The organism is Aminobacter sp. Y103A, assembly GCF_030294925.1.
GTDB lineage: Bacteria > Pseudomonadota > Alphaproteobacteria > Rhizobiales > Rhizobiaceae > Aminobacter > Aminobacter ciceronei.
In genome coordinates, this window is the sequence record NZ_AP017986.1 from 180417 (window position 1) to 202500 (window position 22084).

Sequence of the window (22084 nt, forward strand, 5' to 3'; positions counted from 1 at the left end):
ATGCACCTCCGGCCGATTTGCTTTCGGCCGACATTCCCTCAGCCGGGCAGTCGGTGCAACCGATGTTCGATTGGCCAAAAAGAAAGGCCCCGACAAGCGGGGCCAGTCGATCTGGTCTTGCGGGCCTCAGGCCGACAGCGCCTTGGTCTCGCGGCGCCTGACATGGAGCACATGCTCGGTGTAGCCGCTCGGCTGCGTGCGTCCTGTGAACACCAGGTCTTCGGCCGCCTTGAACGCCGGGCTGTCGAAGTTTGGCGCCAATGGAGCGTAGCCTTCAGTTTCGGCATTCTGCCGGTCGACGACAGCTGCCATGCGCCGCATCGTTTCGCGCACCTCTGTTTCGCCGACGATGCCGTGGCGCAGCCAGTTGGCGACGTGCTGGGAGGAGATGCGCAAGGTGGCGCGGTCTTCCATCAGCCTTACATCGTCGAGGTCGGGTACGGTCGACACGCCAACGCCCTGGCCGACCCAACGCACGACATAACCGAGCAGGCCCTGCAGGTTGTTTTCGAGCTCTGCCTTGACCTCGTCTGCGCTGTAGCTGCGGGGCGCCAACGGAATGGTCAAAAGGTCGGTCAGCGAGGCATGCTCCTTGCCGCGCAGTTCGTCCTGGACGGCTTCGACGTCGACGAGGTGATAATGCATGGCATGCAGCACGGCTGCCGTCGGTGTCGGCACCCAGGCGGTGCTGGCACCGGCCAGCGGATGGGCGATCTTCTTGTCGAGCAGGCCGGCCATCTGGTCGGGGGCCGCCCACATGCCCTTGCCGATCTGGGCGCGGCCGGGAAGGTTGCGGGCAATGCCGACATCGACATTGTTCGCCTCATAGGCCTTCAGCCAGGTGGCGCTTGCCATCTCGGCCTTACGCATCATCGGGCCGGCTTCCATCGAGGTGTGGATCTCGTCGCCGGTGCGGTCGAGGAAGCCGGTGTTGATGAACACCGTGCGGTCGCGCACCTTGGACATGCAGGCGGCGAGGTTGACTGATGTGCGGCGCTCCTCGTCCATGACGCCGATCTTCATCGTGTATTTGGGCAGGCCGACGAGCTCCTCGATGCGCTTGAACAACAGGTCGGAGAGGCCGACCTCGTCGGGGCCGTGCATTTTCGGCTTCACGACATAGACCGAACCGGTGCGGCTGTTGCGTATGGCATTTTCGCCGCGGATGTCTTGTGCCGCACTGGCAACGGTGATCGCCGCGTCGAGGATTGCCTCGGGCACCGGCTTGCCGGCCGCGTCGAGCACGGCGTCTGTGAACATGTGGTGGCCGACATTGCGCACCAGCATTGTCGAACGGCCATGCAGCACAAGCGTGCCGCCGCCGGGTGCGGTGAAGACCCGGTCTTCGACCAGCTTGCGGGTGACGGTCTTGCCGTCCCGGACAAATTCCGAGCTCAGGCTGCCGTCCATCAGGCGCTGCCAGTTGCGGTAGACGACAATCTTGTCTTCGGCGTCGACGGATGAAACCGCATCCTCGAGATCCATGATGATCGAGATCGCCGCCTCGATGACCACGTCTGATATGCCGGCGGCGTCGAGCGCGCCGACCTGATGCTCGCGGTCGAGCACCAGCTCCATATGCAGGCCGTTATTGACCAGGAGCACGCTTCTCGGCTCATGGCGCGGGCCGGTGAAGCCGGCAAACTGGCTGGGCGAACGAAGGCAGATCTTCTTGCCGTCGGCCAAGGTCACCTGCAGCTTGCCGCGCTCGACGATGTAGCCGACAGCGTCGGCATGGCGGCCGGCAGCCAGCGGCACGACCTGATCGAGGAATTCGCGGACACGGGCGATGACCAGCCTGGCACGGGCCGGGTTGAACGCCTTGCTCTTTTCGGCGCCACCGGTCGCGGGAATGGCATCGGTGCCGTAGAGCGCGTCATAGAGCGAACCCCAGCGCGCATTGGCGGCATTCAGCGCGTAGCGGGCATTGGACAGCGGCACCACCAGCTGGGGGCCGGCAATGGTGCCGATCTCGGCGTCGACGTTCTTGGTCGCCACCTGGTAGGCGTCGGCGGCAGGTGCCGGCACCAGATAGCCGATGTCACGCAGGAATTGCTCGTAGGCGGTGCCGTCATGCGGCTTGCCCTTGTGCTCCAGATGCCAGGCATCGATCTTCCCCTGCAGTTCGTCGCGAATGGCGAGCAACTCGTGATGCCGGGGCGCGAGGTCGCGAATGATATCCGAAAGCCCGCTCCAGAACGCCGTGGGTTCAAGCCGGGCGCCGGGCAGCACCTCCTGCTCGACGAAGGCGCGCAGCGCCGGGTGGACTGAAAGGCCGGCGACGCTTTCATAGGTCTGGGTCATGGGATGGCTCCTTCGATACGCGCGAGGCGCGGCAATTTCGTAGAATGCTGATGACAGTGATTGTATCCATTGACAAGCATTTTTTGATACAAGATAGTATCCAAGTGCTTGGGTCGCCAGGCTGGCCGCTGTCCAACGCGCCCAGACGGCTGCTGCGCACCATTTTTTCCGGCGAGGCGTCAGCATGATCGGCATCATCAAGAGTTCATTGCCGGACGGCCGCAGCCTCACTGCTGTCGAGGCGCTGCAGGCCGCCGCGAAGCTGGGGCTGCAGGGGCTGTTGTTCAACTCACTCTTCGACGTCAGCCCGACGCTCGATCCGGCAGAATTGGCCGCTGCCCGGGCCGAGGCGAACCGCTTGGGCCTGGAAATCTCGTCGATGCTCGGCATCGTCAATCCGGCGCTGCCCGCCCGCAGCCGGCCGATCGTCGACGCCGGCGGTGGCGACATGCAGGCAGGTATCGAGAGACTGGTCGATCTCGCCGCCGGCATCGACATCCGCGACATGTTCTTCATCATCGGCATGATCGAGGACCGCTTCGAGGCCGATGTGAGCTGGCAGGCCCAGCTCGACGGCGTAGCTGAGCTGCTTGGCCGCTGCGCCCCGGCCCTGCGCCGGAATGGCTCGAAGCTGCTGCTCAAAACGCATGAGGAAATAGCAACATCAGAGATCGTGGCGCTGGTCGAAAGGATCGGGACCGATGTGCTCGGTGTGGCCTTCGACCCGGTCAACGTGCTCTGCCGGCTGGAGGATCCTGTCGCGGCGGCCCGGCGTGTCGCGCCATACGCTACTCAGCTTTATGTCGATGATGCCGTCATGCGCTTCCAGGAGAACGGTATCCGACGCTTCCTGGCACCGCTCGGCGAAGGTTTTGTCGACTGGAATGGTATCAGGCCGCTGCTGCCCGACGCGAAAGTCTGGATCGAGATGCATGCCGGCCAGTTCGCCATGCCGGTGTTCGACCGGCACTGGCTCAACAACCAGCCGCCGGTTGCCGTCGGAGAATTTGCCTCGGTGCTGGCGATGGCAGCGAAGTTTGGAACGCGCCAGGTGCCGTGGGACCAGGCGGCGCCTGTCGCGCGGCTGACAAAGGCATTGCGTAGAGGCCTGCCATAGTCCTTTCGCCGAATTATTGGATACGATTTTCACAGTGAACCGAATATGAGGCGCCGGGCTTATGCCGCGACGTCGGACGTCAAAACACAGTCATTCGCGCGGGAAGCGACCGCGCACCCAAGGAGGCCTTCATGCGTTACCCTCGCGACATGCGCGGCTACGGCGAGAACCCGCCCCATGCCAACTGGCCGGGCGGCGCCTACGTTGCCGTGCAGTTAGTGCTCAACTACGAGGAAGGCGGCGAAAACAACATACTGCATGGCGATGCCGCCAGCGAGGCCTTCCTGTCGGAAATCCCGGGTGCTGCGCAGTGGCCGGGCCAGCGCCACTGGAACATGGAGTCGGTCTACGAATATGGCGCCCGCGCCGGATTCTGGCGGCTGCATCGCCTGTTCACCGACCTCGACGTGCCGGTCACTGTCTATGGCGTCGCAACCGCGCTGATGCGCGCACCTGAACAGTTGCGCGCCATGCAGCAGGCCGATTGGGAAATCGCCAGCCATGGCTACAAATGGGTCGAGCACAAGGACATGCCGGCCGATGAGGAGCGTGCCCAGATAAAGGAAGCGATCCGCCTGCACGCGCTGGCCACCGGCGAGCGCCCCACCGGCTGGTACACCGGCCGCTGCTCGGTCAACACCGTTGACCTGGTCTCCGAGGAGGGCGGCTTCGCCTATGTCTCCGATACCTATGACGACGACCTGCCCTACTGGCGCGAGCACCAGAGCCGCGCGCAACTGATCATCCCCTACACGCTCGAAGCCAATGACATGCGCTTCGGCACGCCGAACGGCTTCAATTCGGGCGACCAGTTCTTCGCCTATCTCAAGGACACCTTCGACTATCTCTATGCCGAAGGTGCAGCCGGGCGGCCGAAGATGTTCTCCATCGGCCTGCATTGTCGCCTCGTCGGCCGGGCCGGCCGCATCGCGGCGCTCAAGCGCTTCATCGAACATGTACAGAGCCACGACAAGGTCTGGATCGCCCGCCGCATCGACATTGCCCGGCATTGGGCAAAGGAACATCCCCACGTGAAGCCGAAGCTGGTGCCGTCGAAGATGGACAAGGTTGGGTTTGTCGAGACCTTCGGTCAGTGCTTCCGCAATGGAGAAGTGCTGGCCGAACGCGCCTTCGATGGCGAGCTGGCGCCTGTCAATGATAGCCCCTATGGCCTGTTCTTTGCACTGCGTACCCAGTTCCGTGCTGCCGACGAGGCCGAGAAATTCGAGGTGGTGAAGGCCTACACGCCACTCGATCCGCGCATCAAGGCCGCAAGGATTGTCGCCGACGAGAAGGACGCAGAGAGCCTCGACGCCATGACCGCCGGCCAGCAGCAGTTGCTGCTGGAACTGCTCGGCGCCTATGAGGAAAAATTTGGCTTCGGCGCCATCTTTGTCGTGCGCAACTACACCACCGCATCCCTACTGGCTTCGCTGGGCGCGCGGATCGAGACGGACCGCGACACCGAACTGGCCGTCACCTATGGCGAGGTCGAGCGGCTGGCGGAGATCCAGGTCGAGGCACGGTTCTCGGCCTAAGGATCTATGGCGAACACGTCGCTCGAGACCCGCAAGTGGTTTTCGAGCGACGCGTCAAGAATGCCGATTTGCCTCAGGCGTAACGTGACAGGATTTCGCTGAGGTTGCGCTTGGTGCGCTTGGTCTGGCCGATATTGGCCTGCTCGAACACCTGCTGCAGATGCTCGATGATCGCGTCGGCGCTGGCCTTGGGATCGCGGGCCCTGAGCGCCTGCAGAATCGCCACATGTTCGTCGACGCTGCAGTCGGTTTCCTGATGCGTGCTGTGCTGGGCGAGGATCAGCGACGTCCGCGAGATCAGCGATTTGAGGAAACCGGCGAGCACCTCGTTGCCGGCCATCTGTGCGGCGAGTAGATGAAACTCGCCCGAGGCGACGATCGCCGCCGTATGGTCGCCGGCGTGGCGGATGCTGTGTTCCTTTTCCAGATGCTGTTCCAGCATTGCGATCTGCTTGTCGGTGACGACGGTCGCCAGCTTGGAAAAGATCTCGCGTTCGATGGCATTGCGCGCCTCGAACACCTGGCGCGCCTCGTCGGGTGTCGTGCTGGCAACGAAGGCGCCGCGATTCTGCCGGAACTCGACCAGTGATTCGGTGTGCAGGCGGTTGAGCGCGGCGCGCACGATGGTGCGGCTGACAGAAAACAGCGCGCCGATCGATTCTTCGCTGAGCTTTGTGCCGGGTGTCAGTTCACGCGCCAGAATGGCCCTGAACAGAGCTTGATAGATCGCATCGATCTTCGATCCGGCTTTCTCGTCGAGATCAGTATTCGCAGCTTTCGCCATTCCCTCACCAGCCAGAGTTGTACAGGCAGCGCGCAACAATGCTACGTCTCAGATGCATCGGCGCACGGCGGAAGACAAGAGGAATGCAAGCCTTGCTTCGTTATTCGTTTTATATTAGCCGGTGTCGTACGACGCAGCGGGCGTGCCATTGCCGCCGAATTCCCTCCGCTGCAAGCCAGCGCAGGCGCCTTGTTTATATTGCGGCCACTCTAGCACATGTTTTCTAATACAATAGCGAAAACTATTGCGCGCAATCGTAAGGACTTTTGAATACGATTTGAAAATGAGCTGATTTTCGTCTGATCGGCAGTCGCTCAGCTCCCGCCACTCCGGCGCTGCAGTTGGGGTGCTGGCTGGCCCAGTGCCTGCTTCAGGAAGGGCGACAGGCCGAAGGTTTCGGTCGCAGGCGCGGGTGCATCCGCCGCAGCCGGCAGTGGGTCTGCCGCCAGGCGTAGCGCCTTGCCGATGGCGATGCGGTGAGGGTCGACAACCGGCACTTCCGCAGCCGCGATGACCTCGGCCAAAACAGGGATCAGCCCGGCGCCGCCCAAGACGACACGTTCAGCCCCGAGTGCCTTGGCTTCCATCGCCAGGAAGCTGGCGATGGATCGTGCATCGTCGGCCACAGACTCGATGGACCGGATACCGGCTATCTTGTCGCCGAGGCCGAGTTTCAGCACTAGTTCGCCGAGCATTTCGCACCAGACCGTGCCGTTGGTCGAAACGAGCGAGGTTCCCGGCATAGCCGCTGCGGCCAGCAGGCCGGCTTCGGCAAATCCGATCACCGGCAGCCTGGTCATCTCGGCGAGCGCCTCGCGGCCGGGGTCGCCAAAGCAGGCGAGTACGATTGCGTCGGGCCTCGCACCCTCACCAATGGCCTTGGCGGCTGCGTCAAGCACGGCGTGTGCGGCGATCGAAACCGCGACACGGGTCGAGATGTAGCTGAAGCCGAAACTGGCGGTGACGGTCTGCGTCTCTGCGGCGCCCGCCACCTCTTCGCGCACGAGTGCGTCGATGACCTGGCTGACGCCGGTCGAGGTGTTGGGGTTGATGACGAGCAGGCGAGGCAGGCGGCGCATCGAATTCCTTTGATATCACGGTCTTTGCTTCCGCCCCTCGTGCAACAGCACGATGGTTTGAGAGTCGGGACGCGGACGCCTTTTGTGAAGCATCTTCAGCTCGGCCTGATATCATTGTATCAGATAAGATGTAAAGTTTGTATCCAAAAATTGGATGCAGTTCGGCCCAGAAAGCGAGCAATCTCCCCGCGAAACCGGCATCCTGTCGGATGAAAAATGACAGATCGATACCGGGTTGGATCCATCATCGCGGCTGCACCGAGGAACGCATTTTTCACGAGGCGGGCGCAGAGGTCTTCCGGATGGCATCTTAAGTAACTGTTTTTATGCAATGTTTTTCACGAAGGCTGGAAGTCGTTGGCGTGTGCACACATCACTCAACATTTATGTATCCACTGGGGAAAAAATCGGATACAAAAGTGATGGGAGCGCCTTTGCGAAAAGGCAGAGTTAACTCAGCATATGGGAGCGACAATCATGCATGCTTTCTTCTCGGCCTTCTCCGCGCTGTCAGGCAGCCGGCGACAGTTTCTGGCGACAGTCGGGGGCGCGGCCCTTGCCGTGGCGGTCGGTTTCGGCGGCTCGGCGGCCATTGCCGCGGATCGCGAGCACACGATCATTGTCGGCCTCGGTGGCCAGATCAACACGCTCGACCCATTGCGCGCCGACTACAACCAGACCAACACCATCATCAGCGCCGTCTACGATACGCTGGTGACTTACGACGACACCAAGCTCGTCGGCTCGCTGGCGACAGAATACGCCTATGCCGATGACGCCAAGTCGATCACGTTTACGCTGCGTCCCGATGTGAAGTTCCATGACGGCACGGCGCTGACTGCCAAGGACGTCGCCTACACGCTCGACCGGTTGAAGCGCCTCGGCACCGGCGTCGCCTCGCTGATCGACGGCTATGTTTCGACCACCGTCACCGACGACACCCATCTGACCATCAACCTGTCCAAGCCGAACACGCTGTTCCTGCCGTCGCTTAGCAAGGTCTACATCCTGAATTCGGCACTGGTTGAAGCCAACAAGGGCGCCGATGACGGCCAGGGTTGGCTCCAGGCGCATGATGCCGGCTCCGGCGCCTACGTGCTGGGCGACCAGTCGCAGGCCGTGGTGATCGACCTGTTCCCCGGCTACTGGGCAGTCGAAGCCGGCCGCCCCGAATCCATCGTCTTCCGCCGCATCGACGAAAGCTCGACGCGCCGCGACGAACTCCGCGCCGGCAACATCGACGTCGCCTTCGGCTTTGCCGACCGCGATGCCGCCGCCATGGCCACCGACCCGGCGCTGAAGGTTGTGCCGATCAACACCAGCTACCAGACGGAAGTGTTGTTCAACACCAAGGTCGGTCCGACCGCCGATCCCAAGGTACGCAAGGCGCTGCGCATGGTCTACGACTATGCCGGCGGTCTGCGTGGCATCCGTGGCGGCAACGGTAAGATCGCCAATGGGCCGCTGCCGGCCCGCCTCGACTGCCGTCCTGAACTGCCAGAGGTGAAGCGCGATCTCGACGCCGCCAAGGCGATGCTCGCCGAAGCAGGCGCGGCCAATCTTAAGCTCAAGATGAACTTCCAGCCGGTGTTCGAGCTGCAGAAGCAGGAAGCGACGCTGTTCCAATCCAACCTGCGCGAGATCGGCGTCGAGCTCGAGCTCGAGCCGATCGCCTTCCCGAACTATCTCGCCAGCCTGAAGGATCCGAATTCGATCCCGCAGATGATGCTGCTCGAGGACTTCGCCCAGTTCCCGGAAGCCGGCATCATGCTGGTCAAGGGCTACAAGTCGGATGCGATCGGCACCAACCGTACCGGCTATGCCAATCCCGAGGTCGACAAGCTGCTCGACACGGCCCTTGCCACCGCCGACGAAGCCAAGCGTTGCGGCATCTACAAGCAGGTCCAGACCATTCTCGACAATGACTCCGTGATGGTCGACATGTATGGTGTCTACAAGCCAGCCGCCTACCGTGTCGGCACGCTTGCAGACCTCAAGGCCAGCATGCTCGCCACGCCCGCCGAGCCGGCGGACTTCCGGCTCGCCAAGCCGTAAGCGAGGTCTGAGATGCTCGCGTTCCGCGCCTATTCCTGGTTCCTCGGCCGACGTCTGGGCCTGACACTGTTGACCCTTTGGGGATTGGCCTCGCTGGTCTTCCTGATGATCAAGCTGATGCCCGGCGACGAGGCCCAGATGGCCGCCGGCGCGGACGCCTCCGCCGCCCAGATCGAGGCGGTGCGTGAAAGGCTGGGGCTCGATGCCCCGGTCATCATGCAATATCTGAGCTTCCTGGGTCGCCTCCTGCGCGGCGACCTGGGTACGTCGATCGTTACCCTACAGCCTGTTCTGGCCGATCTCGAAAAGGTGCTGCCGAGCACGCTGGAGCTCGTCTTCGTTGCCATGCTGCTCAATCTGGCGGTCGCCATCCCGGCCGGCATCATTGCCGCCTACCGCCAGGGTGGCGTCTTCGACACGACCAGCCGCGTCACCGCCGTCATGCTCGGCGGCATGCCCGCCTTCTGGCTCGCGCTGGTGCTGCAATATGTGCTGGGCAGCGTCTGGCGCGTGGTGCCGATCTCGGGCCAGCAGGGCTATGGCATGAACTCGCCGGTCGTCACTGGTGCGCCGACCGTCGATGCCCTGATCGCCGGGAATTTTGCCGGCTTCTTCGATACGCTGCACCACATCATCCTGCCGGCGGCCGTGCTGGCGGCGCTGTTCGCTACCCAGATTTTCCGCACGTTGCGGGCCGCCTTGCTCGGTGTACTACGCTCGGACTTCATCATGGCCGTGCGCGCCAAGGGCGCCACCGCCCGCCATATGTTGGTGCGCCACGCCTTGCCCAACAGCCTCAACCCGGTGCTGACCCTTTCGGGCACCCAGGCCGGCGCGATGATCGGCTCGGCAGTGCTGGTCGAGACCGTCTTCGCTCGCCAGGGCATCGGGGCCTACATGTTCAATGCCGTCGCCCAGAAGGACGCCTTCGCCGTGCTGGGGTCGGTGATGTTCATCGGCACCGTCGTCTGCCTCGTCAACCTGATCGTCGACATCCTCCAGCTTCTTGTCGACCCGCGCATTCGCGCCGCACAACTGGGGAGCCAGGGCCAATGACCGCCATCGCCCAGCCGGCAACTACCCGCCGCAAGGAAGGCTTCAGTGCCTTCGAGATCTTCGTCTTCACGCTTGTCATCGCGCTGCTGGTGATCGCCGTCTTCGGTCCGTTCCTGGCGCCGGACAGCATCTACAATTCCGACATCGCCAACTCACTGATGCCGCCGAGTGCGGCCAACTGGTTCGGCACCGACGACCAGGGCCGCGACGTGTTCTGGCGCCTCATCGTCGGTGCCCAGACGACCCTGCTCTCGGCCTTCCTGGTGGTAACGCTCTATTCGCTGATCGGCGTCACGCTTGCCACAGTCGCTGCCGCCGGTCCGCGCTGGCTCGACGAGGGCCTGATGCGCATCACCGACATCGGCCTGGCACTGCCCGGCATGATCGTGGCGCTCGGCTTCGCCGCCGCCATGGGCGCCAGCCTGCGCTCGGCGATCATCGCCATGGCCATAACGGGCTGGCCGATCACCGCCCGCATGCTGCGCGGCATCATGTGCCAGACCATGGAGCAGCCCTTCGTCGCCGGCGCCCAGGTGCTGGGCGTGTCGAAGTGGCGGCTGATGACCAAGCATGTGCTGCCCAATTCGCTCGACGTCTTGATCGTCAAATGGGCCGGCGACATCGGCACGACGGTGCTGGTGCTGGCGAGCCTGTCCTTCATCGGCGTCGGCGCCCAGCCGCCGAGCGCCGAATGGGGCGCCACCATCGCCGCCGCCCGCGGCTATGTCTCGACCGCCTGGTGGACCGTCGTCGCTCCCGGTGCGGCGGTTGCCATTACCTCGATCGCCTTCGGCCTGCTCGGCGACATCATCCAGGTCCGTCGCGATCCGTCCTTGAGGGGCAACTGAGATGAGGACCGTGCACCCCATGCCCGACCAGTCCACTGTTACCCCGCTTCGTCCGCCTCTCGTCACCGTCGACAAGCTGACAGTCGACATGCCGCTTGGCCGCAGCGGCGCGAGCGTCCGCATCGTCGATGGCGTCGATTTCAGCATCGGTGTCGGCGAGCGCGTCGCCTTGGTCGGCGAGTCAGGCTCGGGCAAGTCGCTGACGGCACGCGCGTTGATGCGGCTCGACCGCCTCGCCAGGCTGTCCGGCCGGGTCGACTTCGACGGCACCGACCTGCTCAAACTGTCGGACCGTGACATGGGCAGGCTGCGCGGCAGCTCCATTGCCATGGTCTTTCAGGATCCGATGAGCTTCCTCGATCCGCTGATGACCATCGGCGACCAGGTCGCCGAGACGCTGCGCATCCGAGGCATCGGCAAGGCCGAGGCGCGCAAGCGGGCGCTCGCCGTGCTCGATGAGCTCGGCGTCGACCGCGCCGCCCAACGCCTCGATGCCTATCCGCACGAGTTCTCCGGCGGCATGCGCCAGCGCGTCGTGCTGGCGATGGCGCTGATCGGCGAGCCGCGCCTGCTGATCGCCGACGAACCGACGACGGCGCTCGACGTGCGCGTGCAGGACCAGGTGCTCGACCTGCTCGACGACGTGTCGACGCGCCGTGGTCTGGCAGTGCTGTTCATCACCCATGACCTCGGAGTCGTCGCCGGTTTCGCCGAACGGGTGATGGTCATGTATTCGGGCCGCATCGTCGAGGATGGCGAAGTTGCGAGCGTATTCGCCAAGCCGAGCCATCCCTACACACAAGGGCTGATCAAGGCGGTGCCGCGCATCGACCAGGATCTCAACACGCTCTACGCCATCCCAGGTGCGCCGCCGCCACCACTGGCGCGGCCGGGCGGTTGCCCATTCCATCCGCGCTGCGATCAGCGCTTCGAACGCTGCGACAAGGACCTGCCCATGCTATTGCCGGTCGGTCTGTCGCGCGTCGCCTGCCACCTGCATGACGGCCACCAGCATGACAGAAAGGGCGCCTGACCATGCTCATGTCCATCGACAGCATCAGCAAGTCATACAATGCCTTCCCCAACCCGCCGGCCAAGGTGCTGCACGACGTCACGCTCAACATCGACACCGGCGAGGCCATCGGCCTCGTTGGTGAATCGGGATCCGGCAAGTCGACGATCGCCAAATGCATGCTGGCGCTGATCAAGCCGGAAGACGGTGCGATCACATATGACGGCATCGACGTCATCCATGCCAAGGGCGAGGAGCTCAGGCGTTTCCGCCGCGAAGTGCAGATGGTGTTCCAGGACCCCTATGGCAGCCTCAACCCGCGCATGACGATCGAGGAGCTGATCGGCGAGGGACTTTTGATCCACAAGCTCGAGCCGACGGCGGCTGCACGCCGCAAGCGGGTCGCCGAGATCATGGACATGGTCGGCCTCAACCCCAACGACATGGACCGCTACACGCGCTCCTTCTCCGGTGGCCAGCGCCAACGCATCGCCATTGCGCGCGCGCTTGTCATCCGCCCGCGCATCCTCGTCTGCGACGAGCCGGTGGCGGCCCTCGACGTGTCGGTGCAGGCGCAGGTCATCAACCTGCTGCAGGACATGCAGAAGAAGCTGAACCTCGCCATCGTCTTCGTTGCGCACGACTTGGCGGTTGTCCGCCATCTCTGCGAAAAGATCGTCGTGCTGCACAAGGGCAAGGTCGTCGAGCAGGGTTCGCGCGACGAAATCTTCGGCAACCCCCGCATGCCGTACACCCAGTCGCTGCTGGCGGCGGTGCCGGTACCCGATCCCGTCGCCGGCCGCGCCCGCCGTGCAGCGCGCCGCCTCGAAACCGCAAACTGACATTACCAAGGAGACTGCCGATGCGTATCGGTGTCGATGGCCGCAAGATTCCCGAAGCCACCAAGCGCGGACCTGTGGCCAGCTTCGATCATGCCAAGGAGCTGGGCATGGAGGGCCTGTTCTTCCGCACCGTGCTCGACATGAGCCCGACGCTGGATGCCGGCTATCTCGGCGAGATCAAACAGCGCGCCGACGAACTCGGCATGTATCTCGAAACCGGCCTCGGCAAGGTCAATCCTTATGCCACCCCCGAGGCGCCCGAACTGCGCCTCATCGGCGACGGCGACATCGTGCTCGGCTTCCGCCGCATGATGGAGGCCTGTGCCGCCATCGACTGCCGCGAACTCTGGGTGGCGACCGCCAACTACAAGCCGGCCTATACCGGCCGCTTCGCCTACGACCGTTTCCGCACCGACGTGACCTGGCAAGAGCAGCTCGACGCCACCGCGCGCTTCCTCAAGAAGCTCGCGCCGATCTCTCGCGACCTCGGCATCCATCTGAACCTCGAGACGCATGAAGAGATCACCTCCTTCGAACTGGTGCGGCTGGTCGAGGAAGTCGGGCCGGATACGACGGGCATCGTCTTCGACACGGCCAACGTGCTGCAGCGCGCCGAGCACCCGGTCTGGGCGGCCAGGCGCGTGGCGCCTTATGTACGCCAGTCCCACATCAAGGACGCGCTGATTGCCTATGATGGCGAGGTGCTCGATTTCCAGATGCGCCCTTGCGGCGGCGGCGTCGTCGATTTCCGCGCCATCATGCCGATCCTGGCCGCCGCCAATCCCGGTCTCAACCTGTCGATCGAAAACTACGAATCTTTCTCGGACCGGCCGCGCAACCCGCCCAAGATGATCATCGAGATCGCCGATCCCAAATGGCTCGAAGGCCACCCCGACCTCAGTGTCGAGGAGTATGCCGACTATATGAAGATGGTGCAGGACTACGCTGCCCGCATCGCCAGCGGCGAGGTCCTGGACCGCGAAAGCTTCGCTGCCTGGGCTGTGAAGAACTACCACTATGCCGAGACGGTCGACTACATCAAGACAAGTGCCGCCCACGTCAGGGGCATCTGCCAGGAGCTCGGCCTGCCACTGCAGAAGGCGGCGTAGGCCGGTTTATCGACTGCGAACGGCAAAACCCGCGGAAGCAGCTTCCGCGGGTTTTTCTTTTTGCCGCTGACTGTTTGTCATCAAACCCCTCTCCGGCCCTTCGGGCCACCTCTCCCCAGAGGGGCGAGGAACCCAAGCTGGACAGGCGCTGGCACGTATCCGAAGTCTCGTTGAGCGTTCAGAACCTGGGTTCCTCGCCCCTTTGGGGAGAGGTGCCGAGCGCAGCGAGGCGGAGAGGGGTTGCTGGGCGAACACGTCAATCGCTTGCGAACGTGCCCCAACAAAAAGGCCGCGCAGTCGTGAACTGACCCCGTAAAGTTGGACGGTTCATTGAGCTGGTAGATTTAAGGGCTGGGTCCTGTATTGCACAGGGGCCAGCCCTTTCAGTTTCAGTTTGATGCGGCGGTGGTTGTAATAGTCGATGTAGCGCTCGATGGCCTTATCGAGGCTTTGGACAGTTTCGAACCTTTCCGGGTGGAAGAGCTCGGACTTGAGCGTGGCGAAGAAGCTCTCCATCGGTGCGTTGTCGAGGCAATTGCCTTTGCGTGACATGCTTTGTGCAAGGCCTCTGGTTTCCAGCCTGCGCTGGAATGCCGACATCTGGTACTGCCATCCCTGATCGGAATGCAGGGTCGGCCGTTCGTCCTCATTGAGCCGGGCGAAGGCTTTTGTCAGCATATTGTCCACCAGTTTGAAGCGCGAGCGGCGCGCCGTCTCGAAGGCGACGATCTCGCCATTGTAGAGGTCCATGATGGGAGACAGGTAGAGCTTGTCGCCGGCCACGCTGAACTCCGTCACGTCGGTCACCCATTTGCAGTTGGCGCGGTCGGCGCTGAACTTGCGCTGCAACAGATCGGGAGCGGTCCGCCCAACCTCGCCCCTGTAGGAACGATACTTCTTCGGCCTGACCAGCGACTTCAAACCCATCCCGGCCATCAGGCTCTGGACGGTCTTGTGGTTGACGCCTTGACCCGACTGGCGCAGTTGCGCAGTCACCCGGCGATAGCCGTAGCGGCCCTTGTGGCTGTCGAAGATGGCCTTGATCGCCTCCTTCAGCGCCACATGGCGGTCCGGGCGCGAGGCTGCCTTTTGCCTGTAATAGAACGTGCTGCGCGGCAGCTTCGCCAGATCGAGCAGGCCCTCAAGCGGATGCAACGGCCTTAACGCCTGGACGGCTTGTGCTTTTTGGGCGCGTGTCCCTGCGTTAAGGCCTCCAGTTTTTTTAGGTAGGCGTTCTCCATCCGCAGTTGCTTCAGCTCGGCCAGCAGTTCTTCCCGGCTTTTGGCTTCGTCACTGGGTGCAACAGGCACTGCGGGGGCCGGCGGCTTCGACATGGGGCGTCCTCCGGGACGTGGGCCGAGTGCCTCTATCCCACCCGCATGATAGCGCTTCTCCCAGCCCGCCAGGCAACTGGCATTGCGGATATTGAACAACGCCGCCGTCTGGCGATACGACAGACCTTCTCGCCACATCCGCTCGAGCACTGACAGCTTGAACGTCGCGTCGTAATGATCGTATTTGCCCGACAGTCCCGCCCAGCCATGCGCCTGGTAAAAAGCCACCCACTTGCGGACAGTCGCCGCGTCAACTCCACGCTTCGACGCCGCACTCGCGTAGCTTTCATCCCCGCACAAATAGCTATCGACAACCGAGCGCTTGAAACGCGCACTGTGTTTGGACATGCAAAACCCCCGAAGGTTGTGTCCAACTTTCGGGGGTCAGTTCACTGAGGCCGGGCTTTTGATTGATGACGCTTGAAGGCGTGGGGTCTTAGCTGACCTTGACCTTGGAAGCGGCCTGTTCCTCGGCGATCTTCTGCTGGAACATCTGGGCGAAATCGATCGGGTCGAGCATCAGCGGCGGGAAGCCGCCGTTGCGGGTCGCTTCGGCGATGATCTGACGAGCGAACGGGAACAGCAGGCGCGGGCACTCGATGAAGAGCAGCGGCAGCATGTGCTCCTGCGGAAAGCCGTCGATGCGGAACACGCCGCCATAGACCAACTCGACGTTGAACAGCACATCCTTGTCGAAGGCAGCCTTCGCACTCAACGTCAGGTTGACGTCGAACTGCTTGTCCGTCATGTCGGCGCGGCCCTTTTTGTCTTCAGCAGGCGTGTAGTAGCCTACCACTCGAGCACGATCTTCCCCGCTTCGCCATTGGCGGCGTTATGGAAGGCGGCCTGGTAGTCGTCGGCCTTCATGCGGCTGGTGATCACCTTGCGGATGTCGAGGCCGCTTTCCAGCATCGCCAGCATCTTGTGCCAGGTCTCGAACATCTCGCGGCCATAGATGCCCTTCAGCGTGATCATCTTGAAGACGATCTTGGAAAGATCGATCGGGAACGGCTTTGCCGGCACGCCGAGCAGCGCGATACGGCCGCCCATCAGCGTGTGTTCGATCAGTTGGTCGAAGGCGGCGGGCGAGCCGCTCATCTCGAAGCCGACGTCGAAGCCTTCGCGCATGCGTAGCCGCGCCATGGCGTCGCGCAGGTCTTCCTCGGCGACGTTGACGGGCGTGACGTCGGCGACCTGGGTGGCGAGTTCGAGGCGCTTGGGGTTGACGTCGGTGATGACGACATGGCGCGCGCCGCAATGCCGCGCCACCGCAGCACCCATGATGCCGATCGGGCCGGCGCCGGTGATCAGCACGTCCTCGCCGGCAACGTCAAAAGACAGCGCCGTATGTACGGCGTTGCCGAGCGGGTCGAGGATGGCGCCGAGCTCGTCGTCGATGGTGTCGGGCAGCGGCACCACGTTGAAGGCGGGGATGCGGACATATTCGGCGAAGGCGCCGGGCAGGTTGACGCCGATGCCTTGGGTCTCCGGATCGAGATGGTAGCGGCCGGCGCGGCTGGCGCGGCTGCGCATACCGATGACATGGCCTTCGCCCGACACGCGCTGACCGACCTTGAAGCCGCGCACATGCGAACCCAGCTCGACGATCTCGCCGGCATATTCGTGGCCGGTTATCATCGATACCGGCACGGTCTTGGCCGCCCATTCGTCCCACTTGTAGATGTGGATGTCGGTGCCGCAGATGCCTGTCTTGTTGACCTTGATCAGCACGTCGTCGGGGCCGACCTCCGGTACGGGCCGGTCTTCCATCCAGATGCCGGGTTCAGCCTTGGCCTTGACCAGTGCGCGCATGGGAAAACTCCTGAAACTCAGATGATGCCGAGCGACTTGCCGGCGTCGGCAAAGGCGTCGATGGCGAAGGTGATGTCCTGCTCGTCGAGCGCTGCCGACATCTGGGTGCGGATGCGCGCCTTGCCCTGAGGCACCACTGGATAAAAGAAGCCGGCGACATAGACGCCGCGCTCGTCGAGCGCCTTGGCCATTCGCTGCGCCAGCACCGCATCACCCAGCATGACCGGGATGATCGGCGTCTCGCCGGGAAGCAGCGTGAAGCCGGCTTGGGTCAGGCCATCGCGGAAGCGTGTGGTGTGGCGGCCGAGTTTTGCACGCAGATCGTCGGCGCCACGCGCGATCTCGATCGCCTTCAGCGAGCCGGCGGCAACGGCTGGCGCCAGGCTGTTGGAGAAGAGGTAGGGGCGCGCGCGCTGGCGCAGCAGGTCGATGATCGGCTGCGACGCCGCGATGAAGCCGCCCATCGCGCCGCCCAGCGTCTTGCCCAGCGTTCCGGTGACGATGTCGACGCGGTTGCCGGCGCCCGTCAGCGCCGGCGTGCCGCGGCCTTCTTCGCCGATATGGCCGGTGGCATGACAATCGTCGACGGCGACGATGGCGCCATAGCGCTCGGCGAGATCGCAGATCTGCTTGAGCTTGGCGACGTGGCCGTCCATCGAGAACACGCCGTCGGTGACGACCAGCTTGAAGCGCGCGCCGTCAACTGCGGCCTGCTTGAGTTGGGTCTCCAGGTCGTCCATGTCGCCCTGGGCGTAGCGGAACCGCTTGGCCTTGGAGAGCCTGACGCCGTCGATGATCGAGGCATGGTTCAGACTGTCGGAGATGATGGCGTCCTCGGCGCCGAGCAACGGCTCGAACAGCGCTCCATTGGCGTCGAAGCAGGCAGCGAACAGGATCGCATCGTCCTTGCCGAGATAGTCTGATATGGCGTGCTCAAGCTCGCGGTGCAGCGTCTGGGTGCCGCAGATGAAGCGCACCGAGGCCATGCCGAAGCCAAACTCGTCGAGAGCAGTTGCCGCCGCCTTGCGGATATCGGCATTGTCGGCGAGGCCGAGATAGTTGTTGGCGCAGAGATTGACCATCTGGCGTTCGCCATCCGGACCCTTCACCTTGATACGGCCGGCCTGCATGCCGGAGATATGGCGCTCACGCTTGTAGAGGCCGTCGGCCTCGATGCCCTGGAGAACGGTCGAGATGTGGGAAAGGAAATCCTGGTTCAACGGTCTCTCCATCCATTAAGGTGGAAATTCCGATATAATGGATATGATGGCAAGTCTAGTGGAATCCTGTTGGGCCAGCGAACCAGACGCAAATGCCTCGCAGGACGGCCAAGCCGGTGCTATCAGTGGGCCGCTTTTGGGGGAGGCGACATGGAAGTGAACGACGCGCCGAAGATCGGCCCGGTAATCCAGAAGGAACGCAAGGAGCGCCACCTGACGCTCGACCGGCTTGCGGCGATTTCGGGCGTTTCGCGCTCAATGCTGTCGCAGATCGAGCGCGGCGAGGCCAACCCGACATTCGCCGTTCTGTGGTCGCTGACCCAGGCCCTCGGCATCGATTTTTCCCAGCTCATCGCGGGCGGCATCACCCACCAGCGTAAGGCAGAGGCCATCGAACTGGTGACGCTGGCGCTGACACCTGAAATCAAGAGCCCTGACGGGGCTTGGCGGCTGCGTATCCTGAGTTCGCCGGCCCTGGCCGGCCGTATCGAATGGTACGAGGTCGAGATCGCGCCTGGCTGCAAGCTGCAAAGCGCGCCGCATGCGCCCGGCACCTTCGAGCATCTGACTGCCAACACTGACGGCCTATCGGTGGAAACCGAGCTGGGACGGCAGGCGCTGAAGACAGGCGAGACGGCACGCTATCGCGCCGACGTATCCCACGAAATTGCCAATAGCGGCTCGGAAACCGCCCGAGCGCTGATGGTGGTTCTGTACGACCAGGACAACTAATCCCATCAGGCACGGACTGGCGCGGATTTTCTGCTCTTGACGGGGCAGCAAGCCTGCCGCTTCCTCCCAGCCAAGCGGCACCGTTCGTCGACGCGCCGCGACCGCGAAAAGGGAGAGCGTCATGTCCGGCAGGTGGGATTTCTGGGTCGACCGTGGCGGCACCTTCACCGACGTCATCGGTCGCGACCCTGATGGTCGCCTCCACCCCCGCAAGTTGCTGTCGGAAAATCCCGAGGCCTATCGCGATGCTGCCATCCAGGGTATCCGCGACCTGCTCGGCCTGGCGCCGGGAGCGGCCATTCCGCCCGGCAGCATCGGTGACATCAGGATGGGCACGACAGTTGCCACCAATGCGCTGCTCGAACGCAAGGGCGACCGCGTCCTTCTTCTCATCACCAAGGGTTTCCGCGATGCCCTGCGCATCGCCTACCAGGCCCGGCCGGACATCTTCGCCAAGGAAATCATCCTGCCCGAGCAACTCTATGAACGTGTCGTCGAGGTCGACGAGCGGGTGCGGGTCGACGGCACCGTCGAGCGCCTTCTCGATATCGCGGAGATCAAGCCGCAGCTGCTGCAAGCCAGGGCCGACGGCATCGATGCCGTCGCCATCGTCTTCATGCATGCCTGGAAGTTCCCCGAACACGAACGCGCCGTCGCCGCCGTTTGCCGCAAATGTGGGTTCTCCCAAGTGTCGGTCAGCCACGAGGTTTCGCCACTGATCAAGTTGGTCGGGCGTGGGGATACGACTGTCGTTGATGCCTACCTGTCGCCGATCCTGTCGCGCTATGTCCGGCAGGTGGCAGGGGAATTGGGCGTTTTGCCGTCCCCCTTGTGGACAGGGTCGGACGGCGAAGACGGACGGGGTGGGGGTGACAGTGCGACGGGGGCTACCTCCGCCCCGGTGCTGCGCCCCGACCCTGCCCACAAGGGGGAGGGCAAAAACCCTCGCCTCATGTTCATGATGTCCTCCGGCGGCCTCACCGCCGCCGAACTGTTCCAGGGCAAGGATGCGCTTTTGTCAGGCCCCGCCGGCGGCGTCGTCGGCATGGTCGAGACGGCCAAGCTTGCCGGCTTCGACAAGGTCATCGGTTTCGACATGGGCGGCACCTCGACCGACGTCGCCCATTATGACGGCGAATACGAGCGCAGCTTCGACACCGAGGTCGCCGGCGTGCGTGTCCGCGCCCCGATGATGCGCATCCACACCGTTGCCGCCGGCGGCGGCTCGGTGTTGCATTTCGAGGCTGGCCGCTTCCGCGCCGGGCCGGATTCCGCCGGCGCCAATCCCGGTCCCGCCTGCTACCGCCGCGGCGGCCCGCTCGCCGTCACCGACGCCAATGTCATGCTCGGCAAGCTGCAGCCCGATTTCTTTCCGGCTATTTTCGGCCCTGCGCAAGACCAGCCGCTCGACGCTCGCGTCGTACGCAAGAAGTTTGCGGCACTCGCCGAAGAGATCGGCGATGGCCGCAGCCCCGAGGCGGTCGCCGAGGGTTTCGTCACCATCGCCGTCGAGAACATGGCCAACGCCATTAAGAAGATCTCGGTCCAGCGCGGCTACGATGTCACGGAGTATCTGCTCAACTGCTTCGGCGGCGCCGGCGGCCAACATGCCTGCCTGGTGGCCGACGCACTCGGCATGGAGGCGGTGCTGATCCACCCCTTCTCCGGCCTGCTGTCGGCTTATGGCATCGGCCTGTCGTCTGTCTTCGCCTCGCGGCAGCAGGCGCTGCTCAAGCCGCTGGCCGAGGAATCGCGCGCCGAGATCGAGGCCTTGATCGGCAATCTGCGCGCCGAGGTGCTGACTGAGCTCGCCGGTCAGGCCATCGCCGAAGACGATGTCGCCCTGCGGCCTGTCCTGCATATCCGCTACGACGGCACCGACACCGCCCTGCCGGTCGGCTTCGAGCACGGCTCGATCGCCGTGGCCAAGGCTGCCTTCGAGGCTGCCCACAAGGCGCAGTTTGGCTTCATATATAAAGACAAGCCGACCGTGGTCGAAGCGGTGGTGTTGGAGGGTCGCGACGGCAGCGCCCGCGGGCTCTCGGAACAGGAGACCCTGCTTGAAGAAAAGCCGGCCACCACCGCCGAGACGAGAAAGATATTCACCGAAGGCGCCTGGCATGAGGCCGGCGCCTTCCGCCGGGCTGGCATGAGGCCCGGCCACAAGGTCCCAGGTCCTGCCCTTATCATAGAGAGCCACCAGACAATCGTTGTCGAACCCGGCTGGACCGCGGAGATCAGCGCCCGCAACCACGTCGTCATGCGGCGCGTCGAGAAAAAGCAGCGTCGCGCCGCCATCGGCACCGCCGCAGATCCCGTCATGCTCGAGGTGTTCAACAACCTGTTCATGTCGATCGCCGAGCAGATGGGCGTGACGCTGCAGAACACTGCCTATTCGGTCAACATCAAGGAGCGGCTCGACTTCTCCTGTGCCGTCTTCGACCGCACGGGGGCGCTGGTCGCCAACGCACCCCACATGCCGGTGCATCTCGGCTCGATGGATCGCTCGGTCGAAACCATCATCCGTCTCAACGAGGGCGACATCCATCCCGGCGACGTCTTCGCGCTGAACGCTCCTTACAATGGCGGCACACATCTGCCTGACATTACGGTGGTCACGCCGGTGTTCGACGAGGAAGGGCTCTCCCCCGCAAGGGGGGAGAGCAGCCAGTCACGAAAGATCCTCTTTTGGGTCGCCGCGCGTGGCCATCACGCCGATGTCGGCGGCACTGCACCCGGCTCGATGACCCCGCTGGCAACGACTGTCGACGAAGAAGGCGTGCTGTTCGACAATTTCCGTCTCGTCGAGCGCGGCACGTTCCGCGAAAATGAACTCCACCGCCTGCTGACCGACCACGCCTATCCCGCCCGCAACCCGCAGCAGAACATTGCCGACCTCAAGGCCCAGATCGCCGCCAATGAAATGGGCGTGGCCGAACTCAGGAAGATGGTCGGTCATTTCGGCCTCGACGTCGTTGAAGCCTATATGGGCCATGTCCAGGACAACGCCGCCGAAAGCGTGCGCTGCGTGCTCGACCGCCTGCCTGACCATGCTGAGTACGAATACCCGACCGACACCGGCCAGGTCATCAAGGTCAGGATCTCCATCGACCGGGCCGAGCGCAAGGCGACCGTCGACTTCACCGGCACCTCGCCTGTGATGAAGAACAACTTCAATGCGCCCGAGCCGGTGGCCCGCGCCGCCGTGCTTTATGCCTTCCGCGTCATGGTCGAGGACAACA

The 22084-nt window shown here is 63.6% G+C and carries 16 protein-coding genes and 1 pseudogene (1 of these 17 running past the window's edge); 10 read left to right on the forward strand and 7 right to left on the reverse strand.

Annotated elements, in window-relative coordinates; genetic code table 11:
- Nucleotides 1-126 precede the first annotated feature (126 nt).
- On the reverse strand, nt 127-2304 hold the full coding sequence (locus Amn_RS00910) for a malate synthase G (RefSeq protein ID WP_286294279.1): 2178 nt from the start codon (nt 2302-2304) through the stop codon (nt 127-129).
- Nucleotides 2305-2488: 184 nt separating this feature from the next.
- Between Amn_RS00910 and Amn_RS00915 the strand changes: the two genes are divergently transcribed.
- Both Amn_RS00915 and puuE read left to right on the forward strand, forming a co-directional pair.
- Nucleotides 2489-3421, forward strand: a complete 933-nt coding sequence (locus Amn_RS00915; protein ID WP_286294281.1) for a sugar phosphate isomerase/epimerase family protein — start codon at nt 2489-2491, stop codon at nt 3419-3421.
- Between the two features lie 131 nt (nt 3422-3552).
- Nucleotides 3553-4959, forward strand: coding sequence for an allantoinase PuuE (gene puuE, locus Amn_RS00920; protein ID WP_286294282.1), 1407 nt, complete (start codon nt 3553-3555; stop codon nt 4957-4959).
- Nucleotides 4960-5032: 73 nt separating this feature from the next.
- Here puuE and Amn_RS00925 read toward each other — a convergent pair whose 3' ends face one another.
- Nucleotides 5033-5743: a GntR family transcriptional regulator gene (locus Amn_RS00925; protein WP_263005487.1), complete on the reverse strand. Its 711-nt coding sequence runs from the start codon at nt 5741-5743 to the stop codon at nt 5033-5035.
- Between the two features lie 314 nt (nt 5744-6057).
- Nucleotides 6058-6822, reverse strand: a complete 765-nt coding sequence (locus Amn_RS00930; protein WP_286294283.1) for an aspartate/glutamate racemase family protein — start codon at nt 6820-6822, stop codon at nt 6058-6060.
- A 477-nt stretch (nt 6823-7299) separates the two neighbouring features.
- Between Amn_RS00930 and Amn_RS00935 the strand changes: the two genes are divergently transcribed.
- From Amn_RS00935 to Amn_RS00960, 6 genes are read left to right on the forward strand one after another with little or no spacing between them, the layout of a single operon-like run.
- A complete protein-coding gene (locus tag Amn_RS00935; RefSeq protein WP_286294284.1) occupies nt 7300-8877 on the forward strand; it encodes an ABC transporter substrate-binding protein in 1578 nt (525 codons plus the stop codon).
- Between the two features lie 12 nt (nt 8878-8889).
- Nucleotides 8890-9933, forward strand: a complete 1044-nt coding sequence (locus Amn_RS00940; protein ID WP_067955494.1) for an ABC transporter permease — start codon at nt 8890-8892, stop codon at nt 9931-9933.
- Nucleotides 9930-10781, forward strand: coding sequence for an ABC transporter permease (locus Amn_RS00945; protein ID WP_286294285.1), 852 nt, complete (start codon nt 9930-9932; stop codon nt 10779-10781). The genes Amn_RS00940 and Amn_RS00945 overlap by 4 nt, the downstream gene beginning before the upstream one ends.
- Before the next feature lie 19 nt (nt 10782-10800).
- Nucleotides 10801-11814 (forward strand): ABC transporter ATP-binding protein, encoded by a 1014-nt coding sequence (locus Amn_RS00950; RefSeq protein WP_286294286.1) that lies wholly within the window; start codon nt 10801-10803, stop codon nt 11812-11814.
- Between the two features lie 2 nt (nt 11815-11816).
- The gene (locus Amn_RS00955; protein WP_286294287.1) at nt 11817-12635 is read left to right on the forward strand and encodes an ATP-binding cassette domain-containing protein; all 819 of its coding nucleotides are present in this window, start codon (nt 11817-11819) and stop codon (nt 12633-12635) included.
- A 20-nt stretch (nt 12636-12655) separates the two neighbouring features.
- Nucleotides 12656-13744: a sugar phosphate isomerase/epimerase family protein gene (locus tag Amn_RS00960; protein ID WP_067955489.1), complete on the forward strand. Its 1089-nt coding sequence runs from the start codon at nt 12656-12658 to the stop codon at nt 13742-13744.
- Between the two features lie 327 nt (nt 13745-14071).
- Here the strand turns inward: Amn_RS00960 and Amn_RS00965 are convergent.
- From Amn_RS00965 to Amn_RS00980, 4 genes and pseudogenes are all read right to left on the reverse strand, one after another.
- Nucleotides 14072-15426 (reverse strand): IS3 family transposase gene (locus tag Amn_RS00965; protein WP_502874739.1). Its coding sequence is split into 2 segments (ribosomal slippage): nt 14072-14947 and nt 14950-15426, totalling 1353 coding nucleotides; the frame shifts between segments, so codons are not numbered across the junction.
- A gap of 88 nt (nt 15427-15514) precedes the next feature.
- A pseudogene (gene secB, locus Amn_RS00970) lies at nt 15515-15814 on the reverse strand (protein-export chaperone SecB); the annotation flags it as partial.
- A 53-nt stretch (nt 15815-15867) separates the two neighbouring features.
- Entirely contained in the window at nt 15868-16890 is a 1023-nt protein-coding gene (gene tdh, locus Amn_RS00975) for an L-threonine 3-dehydrogenase (RefSeq protein ID WP_067955487.1), read from the reverse strand.
- A gap of 17 nt (nt 16891-16907) precedes the next feature.
- On the reverse strand, nt 16908-18110 hold the full coding sequence (locus Amn_RS00980) for a glycine C-acetyltransferase (RefSeq protein WP_286294288.1): 1203 nt from the start codon (nt 18108-18110) through the stop codon (nt 16908-16910).
- A gap of 150 nt (nt 18111-18260) precedes the next feature.
- Here Amn_RS00980 and Amn_RS00985 point away from each other — a divergent pair, with 150 nt between their 5' ends.
- Nucleotides 18261-18842 carry a helix-turn-helix domain-containing protein gene (locus Amn_RS00985; RefSeq protein ID WP_067955483.1) on the forward strand — a complete coding sequence of 194 codons (582 nt, stop codon included), beginning with the start codon at nt 18261-18263 and terminating at the stop codon, nt 18840-18842.
- 121 nt (nt 18843-18963) lie between these two features.
- Nucleotides 18964-22084 carry the 5' portion of a hydantoinase B/oxoprolinase family protein gene (locus Amn_RS00990; protein WP_286294289.1) on the forward strand. The gene runs 647 nt beyond the window's last position, so the window shows 3121 of its 3768 coding nt (coding positions 1-3121); it begins with the start codon at nt 18964-18966; its stop codon lies beyond the right edge, outside the window.

Excerpts from the sequence above, each read along its gene's own strand:
- Amn_RS00960 (WP_067955489.1), top strand. The coding sequence starts at position 12,656 with ATGCGTATCGGTGTCGATGGCCGCAAGATTCCCGAAGCCACCAAGCGC.
- Amn_RS00915 (WP_286294281.1), top strand. The coding sequence starts at position 2,489 with ATGATCGGCATCATCAAGAGTTCATTGCCGGACGGCCGCAGCCTCACT.
- Amn_RS00955 (WP_286294287.1), top strand. The coding sequence starts at position 11,817 with ATGCTCATGTCCATCGACAGCATCAGCAAGTCATACAATGCCTTCCCC.
- Amn_RS00940 (WP_067955494.1), top strand. The coding sequence starts at position 8,890 with ATGCTCGCGTTCCGCGCCTATTCCTGGTTCCTCGGCCGACGTCTGGGC.
- Amn_RS00910 (WP_286294279.1), bottom strand. The coding sequence starts at position 2,304 with ATGACCCAGACCTATGAAAGCGTCGCCGGCCTTTCAGTCCACCCGGCG.
- tdh (WP_067955487.1), bottom strand. The coding sequence starts at position 16,890 with ATGCGCGCACTGGTCAAGGCCAAGGCTGAACCCGGCATCTGGATGGAA.
- Amn_RS00985 (WP_067955483.1), top strand. The coding sequence starts at position 18,261 with ATGGAAGTGAACGACGCGCCGAAGATCGGCCCGGTAATCCAGAAGGAA.
- Amn_RS00935 (WP_286294284.1), top strand. The coding sequence starts at position 7,300 with ATGCATGCTTTCTTCTCGGCCTTCTCCGCGCTGTCAGGCAGCCGGCGA.
- Amn_RS00950 (WP_286294286.1), top strand. The coding sequence starts at position 10,801 with ATGCCCGACCAGTCCACTGTTACCCCGCTTCGTCCGCCTCTCGTCACC.
- puuE (WP_286294282.1), top strand. The coding sequence starts at position 3,553 with ATGCGTTACCCTCGCGACATGCGCGGCTACGGCGAGAACCCGCCCCAT.
- Amn_RS00930 (WP_286294283.1), bottom strand. The coding sequence starts at position 6,822 with ATGCGCCGCCTGCCTCGCCTGCTCGTCATCAACCCCAACACCTCGACC.
- Amn_RS00945 (WP_286294285.1), top strand. The coding sequence starts at position 9,930 with ATGACCGCCATCGCCCAGCCGGCAACTACCCGCCGCAAGGAAGGCTTC.
- Amn_RS00925 (WP_263005487.1), bottom strand. The coding sequence starts at position 5,743 with ATGGCGAAAGCTGCGAATACTGATCTCGACGAGAAAGCCGGATCGAAG.